The organism is Arthrobacter sp. GmRoot5-12, from assembly GCF_059739365.1.
The window spans coordinates 1,107,181-1,125,561 of record NZ_AP046056.1; the positions used below are offsets into that span (position 1 = coordinate 1,107,181).

9 protein-coding genes and 1 rRNA gene are annotated in these 18,381 nt (G+C 64.9%); 2 read left to right on the plus strand and 8 right to left on the minus strand.

Features of this window, described 5'->3' with window-relative positions:
• Positions 1–6 precede the first annotated feature (6 nt).
• The 4 genes from AC6JAM_RS04940 to AC6JAM_RS04955 form a co-directional block, all read right to left on the minus strand.
• Positions 7–1,529: ribosomal RNA gene (locus AC6JAM_RS04940) — 16S ribosomal RNA — on the minus strand.
• A gap of 458 nt (positions 1,530–1,987) precedes the next feature.
• Positions 1,988–5,692: a 1,4-alpha-glucan branching enzyme gene (locus AC6JAM_RS04945; RefSeq protein ID WP_223993859.1), complete on the minus strand. Its 3,705-nt coding sequence runs from the start codon at positions 5,690–5,692 to the stop codon at positions 1,988–1,990.
• Position 5,693: 1 nt separating this feature from the next.
• The gene (gene treS, locus AC6JAM_RS04950) at positions 5,694–7,487 is read right to left on the minus strand and encodes a maltose alpha-D-glucosyltransferase (RefSeq protein WP_018771179.1); all 1,794 of its coding nucleotides are present in this window, start codon (positions 7,485–7,487) and stop codon (positions 5,694–5,696) included.
• On the minus strand, positions 7,484–9,526 hold the full coding sequence (locus tag AC6JAM_RS04955) for an alpha-1,4-glucan--maltose-1-phosphate maltosyltransferase (RefSeq protein ID WP_134165860.1): 2,043 nt from the start codon (positions 9,524–9,526) through the stop codon (positions 7,484–7,486). Before AC6JAM_RS04955 ends, treS begins: the two co-directional genes overlap by 4 nt.
• Positions 9,527–9,718: 192 nt before the next feature.
• On the opposite strand from AC6JAM_RS04955, the gene glgP reads away from it, so the two are divergent.
• Together glgP and AC6JAM_RS04965 are read left to right on the plus strand one after the other, a co-directional pair.
• On the plus strand, positions 9,719–12,337 hold the full coding sequence (glgP, locus tag AC6JAM_RS04960; RefSeq protein WP_208324298.1) for an alpha-glucan family phosphorylase: 2,619 nt from the start codon (positions 9,719–9,721) through the stop codon (positions 12,335–12,337).
• A gap of 63 nt (positions 12,338–12,400) precedes the next feature.
• Entirely contained in the window at positions 12,401–14,188 is a 1,788-nt protein-coding gene (locus AC6JAM_RS04965) for a thiamine pyrophosphate-requiring protein (protein WP_497934183.1), read from the plus strand.
• A 54-nt stretch (positions 14,189–14,242) separates the two neighbouring features.
• Here AC6JAM_RS04965 and AC6JAM_RS04970 read toward each other — a convergent pair whose 3' ends face one another.
• The 4 genes from AC6JAM_RS04970 to rlmB all read right to left on the minus strand — a co-directional run bounded on the left by AC6JAM_RS04970 (position 14,243) and on the right by rlmB (position 18,286).
• Positions 14,243–14,599, minus strand: a complete 357-nt coding sequence (locus AC6JAM_RS04970) for a barstar family protein (RefSeq protein WP_018771183.1) — start codon at positions 14,597–14,599, stop codon at positions 14,243–14,245.
• 7 nt (positions 14,600–14,606) lie between these two features.
• Positions 14,607–15,095, minus strand: a complete 489-nt coding sequence (locus tag AC6JAM_RS04975) for a guanyl-specific ribonuclease (RefSeq protein ID WP_018771184.1) — start codon at positions 15,093–15,095, stop codon at positions 14,607–14,609.
• A 5-nt stretch (positions 15,096–15,100) separates the two neighbouring features.
• Positions 15,101–17,206, minus strand: a complete 2,106-nt coding sequence (glgX, locus tag AC6JAM_RS04980; protein ID WP_134165807.1) for a glycogen debranching protein GlgX — start codon at positions 17,204–17,206, stop codon at positions 15,101–15,103.
• 90 nt (positions 17,207–17,296) lie between these two features.
• On the minus strand, positions 17,297–18,286 hold the full coding sequence (gene rlmB / locus AC6JAM_RS04985; RefSeq protein WP_018771186.1) for a 23S rRNA (guanosine(2251)-2'-O)-methyltransferase RlmB: 990 nt from the start codon (positions 18,284–18,286) through the stop codon (positions 17,297–17,299).
• Between the last annotated feature and the right edge of the window lie 95 nt (positions 18,287–18,381).

The window sequence follows — 18,381 nt, forward strand, 5'->3', positions numbered from 1 at the left end:
CCTTAGAAAGGAGGTGATCCAGCCGCACCTTCCGGTACGGCTACCTTGTTACGACTTAGTCCCAATCGCCAGTCCCACCTTCGACAGCTCCCTCCCACAAGGGGTTAGGCCACCGGCTTCGGGTGTTACCAACTTTCGTGACTTGACGGGCGGTGTGTACAAGGCCCGGGAACGTATTCACCGCAGCGTTGCTGATCTGCGATTACTAGCGACTCCGACTTCATGGGGTCGAGTTGCAGACCCCAATCCGAACTGAGACCGGCTTTTTGGGATTAGCTCCACCTCACAGTATCGCAACCCTTTGTACCGGCCATTGTAGCATGCGTGAAGCCCAAGACATAAGGGGCATGATGATTTGACGTCGTCCCCACCTTCCTCCGAGTTGACCCCGGCAGTCTCCTATGAGTCCCCACCATCACGTGCTGGCAACATAGAACGAGGGTTGCGCTCGTTGCGGGACTTAACCCAACATCTCACGACACGAGCTGACGACAACCATGCACCACCTGTAAACCAGCCCCAAAGGGGAAACCACATTTCTGCAGCGGTCCGGTTCATGTCAAGCCTTGGTAAGGTTCTTCGCGTTGCATCGAATTAATCCGCATGCTCCGCCGCTTGTGCGGGCCCCCGTCAATTCCTTTGAGTTTTAGCCTTGCGGCCGTACTCCCCAGGCGGGGCACTTAATGCGTTAGCTACGGCGCGGAAAACGTGGAATGTCCCCCACACCTAGTGCCCAACGTTTACGGCATGGACTACCAGGGTATCTAATCCTGTTCGCTCCCCATGCTTTCGCTCCTCAGCGTCAGTTAATGCCCAGAGACCTGCCTTCGCCATCGGTGTTCCTCCTGATATCTGCGCATTTCACCGCTACACCAGGAATTCCAGTCTCCCCTACATCACTCTAGTCTGCCCGTACCCACCGCAGATCCGGAGTTGAGCCCCGGACTTTCACGGCAGACGCGACAAACCGCCTACGAGCTCTTTACGCCCAATAATTCCGGATAACGCTTGCGCCCTACGTATTACCGCGGCTGCTGGCACGTAGTTAGCCGGCGCTTCTTCTGCAGGTACCGTCACTTACGCTTCTTCCCTACTGAAAGAGGTTTACAACCCGAAGGCCGTCATCCCTCACGCGGCGTCGCTGCATCAGGCTTTCGCCCATTGTGCAATATTCCCCACTGCTGCCTCCCGTAGGAGTCTGGGCCGTGTCTCAGTCCCAGTGTGGCCGGTCACCCTCTCAGGCCGGCTACCCGTCGTCGCCTTGGTAGGCCATTACCCCACCAACAAGCTGATAGGCCGCGAGTCCATCCAAAACCACAAAAGCTTTCCACCAACCACCATGCGATGGAAGGTCATATCCGGTATTAGACCCAGTTTCCCAGGCTTATCCCAGAGTCAAGGGCAGGTTACTCACGTGTTACTCACCCGTTCGCCACTAATCCACCAGCAAGCTGGCATCATCGTTCGACTTGCATGTGTTAAGCACGCCGCCAGCGTTCATCCTGAGCCAGGATCAAACTCTCCGTTGAAGTAAAACAAAAACAGACACAACCACAACCACCGGAAATAACGGCAGAAACAGCTGCACAAAATTTGAAACCAGCCAAAAACACCATGCACACCACGGGGTGGCGGCACAGCACAATCAACCAATTACATACATAATCGGTATCAACAAACTTGGCACACTATTGAGTTCTCAAACAACAGACACACCCGGCACCACCCAAACCAACGTCCAGGCTCGCTCCGGAGCAACTTTCCAAACTTACCGGCTGATCTCTCTCGTGTCAAACCGGCGTCCGCGACCATCCTCAGCGTTAGCTTGGGGGGTTCGGTTTTCCGTCTGACTCCGTGGAGCAGCGCGGAAATAAACTCTACCACCACTCATTACGGATCGCCAGTCCGCTGCCGGAGGGCGTCCTGCGGGCAGCCAAAAGGCCCGGAACCACGCGGATTCCGGGCCTTTCGCTTACTGCATCTGCCGTTATTTCTTCCCGTCGGCCTGGTCAGCCGATGCGGCCCCGGGCTTGAAGTAGGACGCTCCCAGCGGGGGCAGCGTGACAGTAAGGGTGGCCGGCTGGCCATCCTGTCCCTCGTTGGTGGCCTTCAGCTCTCCACTGTTCAGCACACCCGATCCGCCGTAGGTGGTGTGGTCCGTATTAAGGACCTCGATCCATGCGCCGGCCGTGGGAACTCCAAGGGTGTAGCCGACGTGCGGCGTACCGGAGAAGTTGATGGCGCAGACGACCGGGTTGCCGTCGGCGTCCCATCGGATGAAGGACAGGACGTTACGGTCGGCGTCTCCCCCGTTGATCCACTGGAAACCCGCAGGAACGTTGTCCTGGGTGTAGAGGGCGGGTGTGGCAGCGTACAGCTCGTTCAGGTCCTTGGTCAGCAGCTGCAGTCCGCGGTGCGCGGGGATGTCCGCGAGCCACCAGTCCAGTCCGTGCTGCTCAGACCACTCCGCTTCCTGGCCAAACTCGGTCCCCATGAAGATGAGCTGCTTGCCGGGGTGCGCCCACTGGTAGGCAAAAAAGGCGCGGAGGTTGGCCAGCTGCTGCCAGCGGTCGCCCGGCATCTTGCGGAGCATGGAGCCCTTGCCGTGGACAACTTCATCGTGGCTGATGGGCAGCAGGAAGTTCTCCGTGAAGGCGTAGACCAGGGAGAAGGTGACCGTTCCGTGGTGCCACTTGCGGTTGAAGGGATCCTCGGAGATGTACTTGAGGGAGTCGTGCATCCAGCCCATGTTCCACTTCAGGCCGAAGCCCAGGCCACCGTGGCTGGTGGGAGCGGTGACGCCCGGGAAGGCCGTCGACTCTTCCGCGATCATGACGGCGCCGGGGTGTGTCTTGTAGACGGTGGCGTTGACTTCCTGCAGGAAGGAGATGGCTTCCAGGTTTTCCCTTCCGCCGAAGCGGTTGGGCCGCCACTGGCCTTCCTGGCGGGAGTAATCGAGGTAGAGCATGGAGGCCACAGCGTCCACACGCAGGCCGTCGATATGGAACTCCTCCAGCCAGTACAGCGCGTTGGCCACCAGGAAGTTCCGGACCTCGGTGCGGCCGAAGTCGAAGATCAGGGTGCCCCAGTCCGGGTGTTCCCCCAGCGCCGGATCCGCGTGCTCGTAAAGAGGCTCGCCGTCGAACTGGGCCAATGCCCAGGAATCCTTGGGGAAGTGTGCAGGCACCCAGTCCAGCAGCACGCCGATGCCCGCCTGGTGGAGGGCGTCCACCAGGTAGCGGAACTCGTCGGGATGTCCGAACCTGGACGTGGGTGCGAAGTAGGAGGTGACCTGGTAACCCCAGGAACCGCCGAACGGATGCTCCGCGACGGGCATGAATTCCACGTGCGTGAACCCGAGCCATTTGACGTACTCCACCAGTTCGTCGGCGAGTTCACGGTAGCCAAGGCCCAGCCGCCAGGACCCGAGGTGCACTTCGTAGACGCTCATGGCCGAGTTGTGCGGGTCCCGTTTGGCCCGTGCTTCCATCCATTCGTCGTCCTTGAAGGCGTAGGAAGGTTCCACCACCCGGGACGCCGTCAGTGGTGGCACCTCCGTGCCGAAGGCCAGCGGATCGGCCTTTTCGACCCAGTAGCCGCCCCGTGTCAGGATCTCGTACTTGTAGCAGGCACCTGCCGGGACGCCGGGAATGAACACTTCCCAGACACCGGAGGAACCCAGCGACCGCATGGAGTTTTCCCGTCCGTCCCAGGCGTTGAAATCGCCCTTGACCCGGACGGCCTGCGCGTTGGGGGCCCAGACGGCGAACGACACACCGTTGACGTCCCCAAGCGATGATTTGTAGTGCCGCACGTGGGCACCGAGAACCTGCCACAGTTTTTCGTGCCGGCCTTCACCAATGAGGTGCAGGTCCACTTCGCCTACGGTGGGCAGGTAGCGGTAGGGCTCATCAATGGTCACCGGGTCCTTGCCCGGGTAGGTGACCGAGAGCCGGTAGTCGGGAACGTGGCCCTGGTCCTGCGGATCCAGGACCGCAACCCAAACGCCGTGTGCCTCGTGTTGCATTGGCACTTCACCGGCTTGGGTGACCACGGTGATCGCTTCGGCAAGATGCTTCACGGTGCGGATGGTGACATGCCCGTAGTCGTCCAGGTGCGCGCCCAGGACGGAGTGGGGGGCGTGGTGTTCACCGTTCGCGATCCTGCCCAGGGTGCCTTCATCCACGTGCAGCGGCACCCCCGGCTGGTCAGTTCGTGCTGAGCCTGTCATTTTGTTACCTTCCGATGCTGCACCGGCCTGATCGCCGGCACCGTTACCGCTTAGGAGCCGCCTGGAGGCGTTTACTGGAATCGCCACCCAGTCGGGCCTGTTACGCATTTCATAAACAACTTCGTACAGCGCCTTGTCCAGCCACAATGCCACAAACAGGGGCGAGGTCCGGTCCACCGTGCCGGGAATGACCCCCGCGTACCCGGCAAGGAAGGCATCGGCGCAATCGTCGACCCAGCTGTCCGGGACCTGTGCACCTTCCTGCTCGCGCTGCGCCGCACCGGCCGCGTAGTCGAAGGAGCGCAGCATTCCCACCACGTCCCGGAGTGGTACGTCCGGGACGTTCCGTTCGGAGATGGGCCGCAGGGGCTCGCCCTCGAAATCCAGGATGGCCCAGCGCGATTGGTCGCCGGATTGTCCGGTCACGAGGAGGATCTGGCCCAGGTGGAGGTCGCCGTGGATGCGCTGCAGCGGCCCGGCGGGAACCTTGTCCAGGCCGGCCAGCAGGGCGTCCAGAGCGTCATCGTAAGGCCCGACGGCGGCACGGGCTTCCGCCCAAGCAGCGCGGACACGCTGGGCAACAGCAGCTCCTGGCGCCTTTCCGGGTTCGGGCTCGGCTGACTGCCCCAGTGCCTCCGCCAACCGCTTGTGCACCGTTGCGGTGGCCGCGCCCAGGGCGCGGGCTTCTGCCGTGAAGTCGGTGCCGGAGCGGGCGGCGTCAACCGCCAGCCGCCAGGCGTCGCGGCCGCCGGCGAGGAACTCGTGGGCCACCGCAAGCTCACCTTGGACGTAGCGGCTGCTTTGTCCGGCGTTACCGGATTTTCCGAGCCACTCCCCGCGGACCCAGCCCAGGGTGGCGGGGACTTCCGCTGTGCCGGCCCTGGTCAAGGCAGCACCGACTTCAATCTCCGGGTTGGTCCCGTCCGACAGGACGCGGAAGAATTTCACCATGGCGGCAGATTCGCCGTCGTCCACGATGACTGAACTGTTGGACTGCTCCCCCGAGAGCACCTTCACCACGCCCTTGGCAGTGGGCAGGCGGTGCGGCCCTTCCACCCGGAATCCGGTGGCACTGCCGCTCGCGGCCTTCGACCCGTCCCGGATGAGGTCGAGCCAGGCGCCTACGAAGTCGGGGTCGTGGACAGCGTCGTAGACCCAGGGACGGGTTGGATCCATTCCCGCGGCTTCGCCTACCAGCGCCCGTTCCATGCCGCCGGCCGGTGCCGGGCGGAAGCTCAAGGGGACCTGGACCACGGCGCTGCGCGGGCCGCCGTCGGGCCCCTCCATGGTGACGTTGAGGAGGAATACGGCCAGCGCGGCGTGCCCGGTGGGATCCTCCAGGCCCAGGCTGCCGGCCTGGGAAATGGCGAAATCGGGTGTCTTGACGGGGAACCATCGCTGCTGCGGCAGCCATTCCTTGAGCAGCGCGGTCAGGGCGGGAGTGAGGATTGGCTGGTTCATCTCAGTTCTCTATCGACAGGATGGGCATGGCCTGGGTGAAGGGCGACGACGGATTGGACCCCGCCGACCGCATGCGGAGCCAGAAGAAGTCATGGCTTCCGAGGGTCAGGGTGAGGGTGCCGTCATCGCCGATGCCGGGGAAGATCTGTCCACCGAAGACGTCGCGCAACCCGCGCCCGGCATATTCCGGAATGCGCAGCGTGGCGGCGACGGGGTGCTGGGAGAGGTTGAAGGCGCACAAAATTATTTCTCCATCGACGCCCGCAGGGTTGCTGTCCGGCAGTTCACGGAGGTAGGCCAGGACGGCGTCGTGGTCCGCCTCCACGTGCTTGAACCCGCCCAGTCCGAAAGCCGGGTGGTTCTTGCGGACGCTGAGGATCTGCCGGGTCCAGCGCAGCAGGGACCCGGAGTGGGCAGCCTCCGCTTCGACATTGGCCATGCCGTAGTTGTAGACCAGCGACTGGATGGGCGGCAGGTACAGCTTGCCGGGATCCGCATGGGAGAAGCCGGCATTCCGGTCCGGGTTCCACTGCATGGGGGTGCGGACGGCGTCGCGGTCCTCAAGCCAGATGTTGTCCCCCATGCCGATCTCATCCCCGTAGTACAGGAAGGGGCTGCCCGGAAGCGAGAGCAGGAGGGCATTGATCAACTCGATCTCGGCGCGGGAATTATCAAGCAGCGGTGCCAGCCTGCGCCGGATGCCGATGTTCGCCCGCATCCGGGGGTCGGGGGCGTACCAGCCCAGCATCGCCGCGCGCTCATCGGCGGTGACCATCTCCAGTGTCAGCTCGTCGTGGTTCCGGAGGAATGTTCCCCATTGCGCGCCCTCGGGGATGTCGGGGGTGTCGCGCATGGTTTCGATGATGGGAGCGGCCTTCTGGTCCCGCAGCGCGTAATAGAGGCGGGGCATGATGGGGAAGTGGAACGCCATGTGGCATTCGGGTTCCTCAACGGTGCCGAAATACTCCACCACTTCGGTGGGCGGCTGGTTTGCCTCGGCAATGATGACGCGGCCGGGATAGCTTTCGTCCACCATGGCCCGCAGCCGGCGGAGGAACTCGTGGGTGGCCGGGAGGTTCTCGCAGTTGGTGCCCTCTTCCTCAAAGAGGTAGGGGATGGCGTCTGCCCGGAAACCGTCGATCCCCTGGTCCAGCCAGAACCGGACAACGTCGAAGACGGCGTCGATCACCTTCGGGTTTTCGAAGTTCAGGTCAGGCTGGTGGCTGAAGAACCGGTGCCAGAAGAACTGCCGGCGGATGGGATCGAACGTCCAGTTCGATTCCTCGGTATCGACGAAGATGATGCGCGCGTCCTGGTACTTCTCGTCCGTGTCGCTCCAGACGTAGAAGTCCCCGAAAGGGCCGTCCGGGTCCTTCCGCGATTCCTGGAACCACGGGTGCTGGTCGGAAGTGTGGTTCAGGGGCAGGTCGATGATCACCCGGACGCCGCGGGCATGGGCTTCTGCCACGAGGCGCTTGAAATCGCTGATGGTGCCGAATTCGTCCAGGACGGAGTTGTAGTCGGAGATGTCGTAGCCGCCGTCGCGCAGCGGTGACTGGAAGAACGGGGGCAGCCAGAGGCAGTCAACGCCCAGCCACTGCAGGTAATCCAACCGGTCGATGAGCCCGGAGAAATCCCCGGACCCATCGCCGTTGGCATCCGCAAAGGCCCTGACAAGTACTTCATAGAACACGGCCTTGCGGTACCACAGCGGGTCATGCTGGAGGCCAGGGGCATTTAGCTCGAACGTGCTCTTTGGGGTGAAGTGGCCGGAACTTTGCGGATTAAAACTCACGAATGCATTCTCCTCACGCTCAGGATGTGGGCCGGTTCCACGTGCGGGTCGAGCCGCACATAGTTGTACTCGCCCCACTCCCAGCTTTGGCCGGAGATCAGGTCGTCAACGTAGAAGCCGCCGCCCGGGGTGCGGTCCTGCGGATCGAGCTCCAGGGCTGCCAGGTCCAGCACCACGCTGCTTTCCTTGGTGACATGCGGGTCCACGTTGACCACCACGATGATGGTGTCCTTGGTCCCGTCGGGAAGGGTCTTGTGCTTGGAGTACACCACCGTGGATTCGTCCGTGCTCTGGTGGACCGTCAGGTTCTGAAGGTCCAGCAGCGCCGGGTGGTCACGGCGGATGTGGTTCAGCCGTGTGATGTACGGTGCCAGCGAGCGCCCGGACTCGGCTGCGGCGTCCCAGTCGCGGGCCTTGTACTCGAACTTCTCGTTGTCGATGTACTCCTCGGCGCCGGGCCGGGCCACATGCTCGTACAGTTCGTAGCCGGCGTAGACGCCCCAGAGCGGGCTTCCGGTGGAGGCAAGGACCGCCCGGATCCGGAACGCGGCGGGGCCGCCGTACTGCAGGTATTCGGTCAGGATGTCCGGGGTGTTGACGAAGAAGTTGGGGCGGAAGAAGGCCGGGGATTCGTGGCTGACTTCGTCGAAGTACGCCTCGATCTCCTTCTTGGTGTTGCGCCAGGTGAAGTAGGTGTAGGACTGCTGGAAGCCGGCCCTGCCCAGTGCGTGCATCATGGCGGGGCGGGTGAACGCTTCGGCGAGGAACACCACGCCCGGGACCGTTTTATTCACTTCGGCAATAAGCCATTCCCAGAACCACACCGGTTTGGTATGCGGGTTATCCACCCGGAAAATCTTTACGCCGTGGCTGACCCACAACAGGACAATCCGCAGAATTTCCCGGGAAAGCCCTTCAGGATCATTATCGAAATTGAGCGGATATATGTCCTGGTACTTCTTCGGCGGGTTTTCGGCGTAGGCAATGCTGCCGTCCACCCGGGTGGTGAACCATTCCGGATGGGACTCCACCCAAGGGTGGTCCGGGGCTGCCTGAAGCGCAAGGTCCAGGGCAACTTCCAGGCCCAGTTCGTTGGCCCGCGCCACGAAGGCGTCGAAGTCCTCGAAGGAACCGAGGTCGGGGTGGATGGCGTCATGGCCGCCCTCCTTGGCTCCAATGGCCCAGGGCGAGCCGGGATCATTGGGGCCGGCAACCAGGGTGTTGTTGGGTCCCTTGCGGTGCTGCACGCCGATGGGATGGATGGGCGGCATGTACAGGACGTCGAAGCCCATGGCGGCCACGGCGTCGAGCCGCCTTGCCGCGGTCCGGAAGTTTCCTGACGTCCAAGCGCCCGTGTTGTGGTCCTTGACCGCGCCTTCAGAGCGGGGGAAGAACTCGTACCAGGCGCCGCGGCCGGCGCGGTCCCGCTCCACCAGGAGGGGGAACTTCTCGGAAACCGTCACCAGTTCCCGGATGGGCTGCCGGGCCACGATGTCAGCGATTTCCTGGCTGAACCCTGCCCCGAGCCGTTCCTCGGTGCTGCGGGACTGGTCGGCCAGGACGTCGGAGGCGTGCCGCAGCGCTGCCCGGTCCACCTCGTCCCGGAAGTCCTCGGTGGACGCTTCGCCCAGCAGTTTGGCACCTTCGGTAAGCATGAGTTCGACGTCGATCCCGGCGTCGATCTTCACCTCGGCGTTGTGGTGCCAGGTGCCGTAGCGGTCGTGCCAGGCTTCGATCACAAAGGACCAGTTCCCGGTTTCCGACGGCGTGAGCACGCCTTCCCAGCGGTCCGTTCCCATGCCGCGTTCCCCGCGGGGCGGCGCGAGCCGCACACGCTGGCGCTCCGCGCCGGAGGGGTCCAGGAGCACGGCGCTCACACCGAGCTGGTCATGCCCTTCGCGGAAGGCGGTGGCGCCCACCACGATGGCTTCGCCGGGCAGGGCTTTGGCCGGAAACTTGCCGCCCTCGACGACGGGCTGCACTGCGGTAATGGGAAAACGCCCGAACCGAAGGCCCTCCGTGATACGGCGCTGGGGCATTTTGGTGGATGCGGCACTGGTTCCTGAGTTAGTCGTCACAGGCTCGACGTTAGCGAGAAATGGCCAGGATTGCTAAGCGTGCTCACTAAAATTCCTCGCGCCGCGGCCCAATTTCTTCACGCCCCTGTCATTTACCCAAAAGAAACCGAAAGCTGGTTCCAGCCGCGCATGTTGTCGATTAGTGTGACGCAGGTGAAGGCAATCCGCAGGTTTACGGTCCGTACAGTCCTCCCCGAGCCCATCCGGCCCCTGGCCAGGCTGGCCAGCAACTTGCGGTGGTCCTGGCACCGGCCCACGCGGGAGCTTTTCGCGGCACTGAACCCGCGCCTCTGGGAGGAAAGCGGGCAGGATCCCATCGGCTTCCTGGGAATGGTCAGCCGCGAGGAATTCCAGCGGCTCGCCGCGGACCAGTCAGTGGTGGACCGGGTGCGGGCTGCCGAAGAGGACCTCGACCGGTACCTTGAGGAGCCCCGCTGGTACCAGGGCCTGGGCCCGGACGCCCCAGCCTCCATCGCCTACTTCTCCCCCGAGTTCGGCATTACCGAGGTCCTCCCCCAGTATTCGGGCGGCCTGGGCATCCTGGCCGGTGACCACTTGAAGGCTGCCTCGGACCTGGGTGTTCCCCTGATCGGGGTGGGCCTGCTGTACCAGGCGGGTTATTTCAAGCAATCACTCTCGCGCGATGCCTGGCAGCAGGAGACCTACCCGGTCCTGGATCCGGACGGGCTGCCCCTGACCTTGCTCCGCGAGCCGTCCCCCGACGGCAACGGCAAGGCCCTGCAGATCTCACTCCCCCTCCCCAACGGAAGGCGGCTGCTGGCACACATCTGGCGTGCCGACGTCGGACGCGTTCCCCTGCTCCTGCTGGACTCCAACGTGCCGGGCAACGACGATGCCGCCCGCAGCATCACGGACCGGCTGTACGGGGGCGGCGGCGACCACCGGCTGCAGCAGGAACTCCTGCTCGGCATGGGCGGCGTCAAGGCCCTGCGCGCTTTCCAGAAGCTGACAGGCTGCGCCGCACCGGAGGTGTTCCACACCAATGAAGGGCACGCCGGGTTCCTTGGGATCGAACGCATCCAGGAGCTGATGTCCGGTGAACAGGCCCTGAGCTTCGACGAAGCACTGGCCGCGGGGCGTGCCTCCACGGTGTTCACCACGCACACGCCCGTCCCGGCAGGCATTGACAGGTTCGAAATCAACCAGATCAGCCACTTCTTCCAGGCCGGCCTGGCTCCCGCGGTGCCGCTGGACCGGGTCCTGGAACTGGGCAGGGAAAACTATGCGGACGGCAACCCGTCCGTCTTCAACATGGCGGTGATGGGCCTGCGCCTTGCCCAGCGCGCCAACGGCGTGGCCAAACTGCACGGCGAAGTGTCCCGCGGCATGTTCTCCGCCCTGTGGCCGGGCTTCGACCACTCCGAGGTGCCCATCACCTCGGTTACCAACGGCGTGCACGTGCCCACCTGGGTGGACAGCCGCATCTCCAAACTGGCCCGCGACCAGTTCGGCAGCGAGGCGGAAGCGCTGGGCAAATGGGACCTGGCCTACAACGTCAGCGACGCCGATGTCTGGGCGCTTCGCCGGGAGATGCGGGCTGCGCTGGTGGAGGACGTCCGCCGCAGGCTGCGCGCTGCCTGGAAGAAGCGCGGCGCGGCCGACGCCGAGCTGGGCTGGACGGACAGCGTCCTGGACCCGGATGTGCTGACCATCGGTTTTGCCCGCCGGGTGCCCACTTACAAACGGCTCACCCTGATGCTGCGCGAACCTGCCCGGCTCAAGGCCCTGCTGCTGCACAAGGAGCACCCCATCCAGCTGGTCATCGCTGGAAAGTCGCACCCTGCCGATGATGCCGGGAAGAAAATGATCCAGGACCTGGTGCGCTTCACGGACGATCCCGAGGTGCGGCACCGTATCGCGTTCCTGCCCAACTACGACATCGCCATGGCCAGGACCTTGTTCCCGGGCTGTGACGTCTGGCTGAACAACCCGCTGCGGCCGCTGGAGGCCTGCGGGACCTCCGGAATGAAGGCGGCGCTGAACGGCTCGCTGAACCTGTCCGTCCTGGACGGCTGGTGGGATGAGATGTACGACGGCGAGAACGGCTGGGCGATTCCCACCGCCAACAACGACGCCTCCCCCGAGGAACGCGACGACATCGAGGCGGCGGCGCTGTACGAGCTGCTTGAAACGCAGGTGGCACCGCGCTTCTACGGGAGCACGGTATCCGAGGGGGCAGGAGCTGCCGGGCCTTCGACCACCAGGAGCGAGAAGGTCCCCACGCACTGGGTGTCCATGATCAAGCACACCCTGTCCCACCTGGGTCCGGCCGTTTCCGCGGAGCGCATGCTCCGCGACTACGTGAACATCCTGTACCGCCCCGCCGCCGAAGCCGGCCGCAGCGCCACCGCCAACTCCTATGCCCAGGCCCGTGCCCTGGCGTCGTGGTCGGCCAAGGTCCGCGGGGCCTGGCCCCAGGTGCACGTGGAGCACGTGGATTCCGTGGGTGTGTCCGAGGATCCGCAGATCGGCGACACACTGCAGGTCAACGCCTACATAGCGCTGAATGCCCTCACCCCCGAGGATGTCTGCGTGGAAGTGGCTTATGGCCGGGCCGAAGAGAACGACGCCCTGGCAGACATCACCATGATGGAGCTGCAGGTGAAGGAGGACCTTGGCAACGGACGGCACCTGTTCAGCGGTTCGCTGGTGATCGACCGCTCCGGACCGTTCGGATACACCGTCCGCGTACTGCCCCGGCATGAAGCACTGGCCTCCAAGGCGGAGCTGGGGCTGATCGTCAACGCTTAGCCCGCCGCTCCGATGGGTACGGCTCCTGGGCAGGCAGGGACCAACCCGACGCAGGAGGGCGCAATGACCGAACGTACGGTAGCGGATGTGATCGTGGAGCGCCTCACCACGTGGGGTGTGGGGCGGGTCTTCGGCTACAGCGGGGACGGCATCAACGGATTCATGGGTGCCCTGCGCCGCACCGATGGACGGGTTGAGTTCGTCCAGGCCCGGCATGAGGAGTCGGCGGCCTTCATGGCCGTGGGCCATGCCAAGTACACGGGCGGAGTGGGCGTGGTGACCTCCACCCAAGGCCCCGGCGCCGTCCATCTGCTCAACGGGCTGTACGACGCGAAGCTGGACGGCGTGCCGGTGGTGGCCATCGTGGGGCAGCAGAGCCGCACCGTGCTGGGTTCGGCCTACATGCAGGAAATCGACCTCAACGCCTTGTTCAACGACGTCGCCTCCCAGTTCGTGCAGCTGGTGAGCGCGCCCGAGCAGGTGCCCATGGTGCTGGACCGTGCCTTCCGGACGGCGAAGGCAACCTCCTCCCCCTGCGTGGCCATCATTCCGCATGACGTGCAGTCCGCGCCTGCCCCGGAGCTGGAACAGCAGCACGGCATCGTTGTCACAGCCCCCTCCTGGAGTGCTGCGGCCAAGAGCCCCCGCGGGGAAGACCTGGCCGCCGCAGCTGCCCTCCTCAATTCCGCAGAGAGGGTAGCCCTCCTGGTGGGCCAGGGTGCCAGGCACGCCGGCAAGGAAGTGGTTGCCGTGGCGGAAAAGCTTGGGGCCGGCATCGCCACCAGCCTCCTGGGCAAGCCCTACGTGGATGAGAACCTGCCCTTCGCGGTGGGAACCATGGGGCATCTGGGCACCACGGCCAGTGCCCACCTTCTGGGCAATTGCGACGCCCTCCTCATAGTGGGTTCCAACGACCCCTGGACCGAGTTCTACCCGCCGCCCGGGGCCGCGCGCGCCGTGCAGATCGACATTGACGAGAAGAAGATCGGCAACCGCTACCCCGTGGAGGTGGGCCTGGCGGGAGACGCCGCGTCCGCCCTGGAAGCCTTGAACCAACGGCTGGAACACCGCCCACGCACCCAATGGCGTTCAGATGTGGAGGAGGCCGTCAGCCGGTGGCGCATCCTCTCGGCAGACCGGGCTGCAGTTGCGGCGAGCCCCATTAATCCTGAACGTGTGGTGCGTGAGCTTAACGGCAGGCTGCCGGAGAACGCCCAGCTGAGTGTCGACGTCGGAAGTTGTGTTTACTGGTATGCCCGTCAACTGGTGCTGCCCCTGAACGTCCCGGCGCACCTGTCCGGGACGTTGGCCAGCATGGGCTGCGCCATCCCTTACGGGATTGCCGCCAAGCTGGCGCATCCGGACCGCCCGCTCGTGGCCCTGGCCGGGGACGGTGCCATGCAGATGCTGGGCGTGGCCGAGCTGGTCACGGTGGCGCACAGGTGGCGCCAGTGGCAGGACCCACGGTTCGTGGTGTGCGTCTTCAACAACCGGGAACTTACCGAGGTCACGTGGGAGCAGCGTGAGTCGGAGGCCGAGCCGAGGTTTGCCGCAAGCCAGGAGCTTCCCGATTTTCCGTTCGCCGGCTACGCGGAACTGCTGGGTTTGAGGGGCATCCGGGTGGAGGACCCGGAGCAAATCGCAGACGCCTGGGACCAGGCCTTCGCCGCGGACTGCCCCGTGGTGATCGACGTACTGACCGACCCCGAGGTCCCGTTGCTTCCGCCGTTCCCGGCCGGGCGCCAGAAGGCGGAGAGCATGCGGAAAGGGCTGTCAGCGGAGGACGACGGCGGCCGGGCCTCTGCGCTGCTGGACACCTATGCCGCGCACGAGGAGCGACCGGAGGGCTAGCCGCGTGTGCCCGGTCCCTTGGGGAGGAACGGGACTTTCAGGACGGGAGCCGGGTCAGAGCATGACGGCGGTGACGGCAAGGTCATTGCCCGCGTACCGTTCGGCGTCCTGCAGGATTTCGCAGATGATCCCGAACGACCTGTCGCTGCGGAACGGGGCAGCCACCTGCCACAGGACCGTGACGGGTGGGTTGCCATTGTCGGTGATGCTGTCCGCGAAGTCGTGGAGCGAGTCGTTCAGCGCGTCCAGGTTCACGCCATAGTGTTCGGGAAAATCCAGGACCTCACCGAAGGTTTCCAGGACGGCACGTTTGCTGTCCGCGGGTGGGACCACCACGCTGCGCCGGCCGGCATCCGCCACCTGTTCCTGCAGCTCTTCCAGGGTCCAGGTGTCGCCGGAGAAGATTCTCATGGTTGCGCTAGCTGCCTTCCGCTATGTACTTGAACGTTGCGTAGTGGTCACTGGTGTAATATTTCTCCCCGCCGTCACCGGCCACGATGCGCCGCGCGCCCCGGTCCGGTTCGCCGGGGGTGGGGACGGTGTACTCGCGGTAATAGCCACGGTTCCGGACCGGCAGGACCCGCTCGAAGTTGCCGAACACCTGCTGGTCCTGGCTGTACTGGAACGGACCGCCCGCCCGGATCAGCCCCAGCACCCGGCGGCCCTCCACGGGAAGGGCAGACTCCCTGATCTCCGGCAGGCTGGACGGGTTCGCGCCCCGCTGCGGCGGGGACTGCTTCGCTGCCGGGGACGTTGCCGCTCCGCCCGGTGTGGGGGTGCGGCTGGAAGCAGTTTCCGGCGTCGTGCCTTCCGTCTGCCGGCCCAGCAGCCCGGCACCGCCGAACGCCACGATGGCCAGCACTACCAGCACGGCCAGGAGCAGGGGGAGGATGGAGCGGTTCCGCATGTGAGCTACGTGCGGTAGATGCTGATGGAGTTGGCCTCGGCCAGGTCGGTTTCCCCCGAAGCCACCTGGATGCCTTGCCGCTGCTTGTGGCGGGGCGAGGTGGTCAGCCGAAGCTCGAACAGGCTTGGATTCTTCCTCCCGGCGTCCGGCAGGGTGACCGTGACGTCCGAGGCACTGCCGTTCACTACCACCAGGCCGGCCAGTTCGCCGCCGTCGTCACCCAGCAGGAGCTGCATGACGCGGTGGTGCGGATCGTTCCAGCGTTCAGCGGACATGGGCTGGCCGTGCTGGTCGAACCAGTAGAGGTAGGACTGCTCGTCCCGCACCGGGAAATCATGCGGCTGGGCAGCCAGGAACTCCTTGCGCAGGCGGATGTACCGTTTGGTGCTGCGCAGCATTTCGTGCGCTTCCGGCGTCATGGTCCAGTCAAGCCAGGTGATGGCATTGTCCTGGCAATAGGCGTTGTTGTTCCCCTGCTGCGTCCGGGCGAGCTCGTCCCCGGCGGTGATCATGGGAACCCCCAGCGAAACCATCAGTGATGCCATCAGGTTCCGCCGCGACTGCGCCCGCCGGGCGAGGATCACACCGTTCTCGGTGGGGCCCTCCACGCCGTGGTTGTAGCTGCGGTTGTCCCCGTGCCCGTCCCTGTTCTCTTCGCCGTTGGCCTCGTTGTGCTTGCGGTCGTAGGACACGAGGTCGTTCATGGTGAAGCCGTCGTGGGCGGTGACGAAGTTGACCGATGCCAGGCGTGACCGGCCGGACGCCTGGAAGAGGCTGGCGGAACCGGACAGGGCGTCGGCGAGTTTGGCCATGGTCCCGCCGTGCCCGCCAGTGTCGATGGCGGCACGGTCTGCCAGCCAAAAGGTACGGACGGCGTCCCGGAAGTGGTCGTTCCAGTCCACCCATCCGGGCGGGAAGCGGCCTGTCTGCCAGCCTCCGTAGCCAATGTCCCAGGGCTCGGCAATCAGCTTGACCTCGGACAGCACGGGGTCGGCGGCGACAGCGGTGAGGAAAGGATGTTCGGGGTCGAATTCGTTCGCGGCGTCCCGGCAGAGCGTGACGGCCAGGTCGAACCGGAACCCGTCAATGTGGTATTCGTCCACCCAGTACCGGAGGGAATCGGTCACCAGCTGGACCACGCGCTGGTCCGCGAAGTTCAGCGTGTTGCCGCAGCCCGTCGTGTCGATGTACCTGCCGTGACCGTCCACGCGGTAGTAGGTGTCCTCCCCCAGTCCGCGGAAGCTCAGGACCGGTCCGCCCGGGCCGGCCTCGGCGGTGTGGTTATAGACGACGTCGAGGATGACCTCCAGCCCGGCCTCGTGGAGTGCCTTGACCATGGCCTTGAACTCATCCTGGACAGCCTGCGGGCCTTCCTCCCGGGCGGCCCGGGTGGCGTACCCGGGGTGCAAGGCGAAGAACGCAGCGGTGTTGTACCCCCAGTAGTTGGTCAGTCCCAGGTCCTGCAGGTGCGGCTCATCGACGTGGAAGTGCACCGGCAGGAGCTGGACGGAGGTAACGCCCAGGCTGGTCAGGTGCTCCACCACGGCTGGGTGGGCCAGGCCGGCATAGGTGCCCCTCAGCTCTTCCGGCACGTCGGGATGGAGCATGCTCTGGCCACGGACGTGGGCTTCGTACACGATCGTGTTGCGCCAGGGAAGGCGCAGGCGTTCGTCCGACCCCCAGTCGAAGTCGGTTGCGGTCCGGACGCTGGTGAGGACGCCGTCGCGCTGGTCCACTCCCCGGCCATAGGGGTCCAGGAGCAGGGGCTGGCTGCCGGAACCGTTCCCATTGCCTGCAGGAAGCCCGGAGGGCAGGGTTTGGCGGTCCGGCGTGGGACAGAAGCCGTAGTGCGATCCGTAGGGCAGGTCCTCGACAATGCCGTGATGGACGCCGCGCGTAACGTTGGGCAGCGTCTGGACCCGCCACTGGCCGCCCGGAGGGCAGTACACGATGTCCAGGCTGGACACCCCGGGGGCAAGGCAGGCGACGTTGGCGCGCGCGCCGGCGTGGTGGCGGGTACCGCCGGAATCAGCGCGCGGAACGCTGACACCGAGGGGAACAGCCGAGGAGGCATCCATGGCGGAAGCAGTGTCGAAGAGCGGCATGACCATCACCTAAATAGTAGCCGCCAGCGGCACCTGACCTGCCCGTACGCCACAGCGGCGCCGGGTAACCATCCCGGGATACCGGGCTGGAAGTACTTACCCCGCCGCGCGTTGGCGGGAGACCTCGTACAGCGAGATGCCCACGGCCATCGACGCGTTGAGTGACTCCATGGCGGAATCGATGGGGATGGAGACGATCTGGTCGCAGTTCTCACGGACCAGGCGGCTCAGGCCCTTGCCCTCGGAGCCCACAACGATGCACACCGGTTCTTTGGCCAGGGTGAGGTCAGGCAGCGAAACGTCGCCGTCGCCGTCGAGCCCCAGGACGAAGATGCCCATGTTCTTGAACTGCTTCAGGGCGTTGTTCAGGTTGGAGGCGCGGGCCACGGGCACGCGGACCGCCGCGCCGGCGCTGGTTTTCCAGGCCGAGGCGGTGACGCCCACCGAGCGGCGCTCGGGCACGATCACGCCGTGGCCGCTGAAGGCGGAGACGGAGCGGATAATGGCACCCAGGTTCCGGGGGTCCGTGATGCCGTCCAGTGCAACGAAGAGCGGCGCGTTGGCGACGTGCCCCTTCTTCCACTTCTCCACAGTTTCCTCGGCCAGTTCGTAGGCGTCCTGGTAATCGTAAGGCGGGATCTGCAGCACCAGGCCCTGGTGGACGGCGTCGTCCGTCATCCGGTCCAGTTCCGCCTTGCCGGTTTCCATCAGCGGGATGCCGCGTTCGGCGGCGAGCTTCAGGGATTCCTTGACGCGGTCGTCCATCTCGATGCGGATGGCAACGTGCAGTGCTTTGGCAGGGATGCCGGCGCGGAGCGCTTCTACGACCGAATTGCGTCCGGTCACCACTTCCTCGGTGGCACGGCCCTTGGGTCCGGACTTGGCGGCACCGGCACTGCGGGCACCGGTTCCGCGCTTGGCAGCGGAGCGCTCGGCCAGCTGCTTGGCTTTGTGTGCCTTGTGGTACGGACGGTCCTCGGCCTTGGGCGTGGGGCCCTTGCCCTCGAGGGCCTTGCGGCCATGGCCACCGGTTCCGATGGTTGGGCCCTTCTTCGCTTTAACCGATCGGCGACCATTGTTGGCCATGATGTTCCACCCTTGATTGTGTTGACTGAATCTGCCTACCAGTCTACTGACCGAAGAAAAATCGGCGGCGCCGGCAAGCGATCCGTCCCCTGGGG

Bases quoted from the DNA above. Each gene is read 5' to 3' on its own strand.
- AC6JAM_RS04945 (WP_223993859.1), bottom strand. From the start codon at position 5,692: ATGAACCAGCCAATCCTCACTCCCGCCCTGACCGCGCTGCTCAAGGAA.
- AC6JAM_RS04955 (WP_134165860.1), bottom strand. From the start codon at position 9,526: ATGCCCCAGCGCCGTATCACGGAGGGCCTTCGGTTCGGGCGTTTTCCC.
- AC6JAM_RS04965 (WP_497934183.1), top strand. From the start codon at position 12,401: ATGACCGAACGTACGGTAGCGGATGTGATCGTGGAGCGCCTCACCACG.
- AC6JAM_RS04970 (WP_018771183.1), bottom strand. From the start codon at position 14,599: ATGAGAATCTTCTCCGGCGACACCTGGACCCTGGAAGAGCTGCAGGAA.
- AC6JAM_RS04975 (WP_018771184.1), bottom strand. From the start codon at position 15,095: ATGCGGAACCGCTCCATCCTCCCCCTGCTCCTGGCCGTGCTGGTAGTG.
- glgX (WP_134165807.1), bottom strand. From the start codon at position 17,206: ATGGTCATGCCGCTCTTCGACACTGCTTCCGCCATGGATGCCTCCTCG.
- rlmB (WP_018771186.1), bottom strand. From the start codon at position 18,286: ATGGCCAACAATGGTCGCCGATCGGTTAAAGCGAAGAAGGGCCCAACC.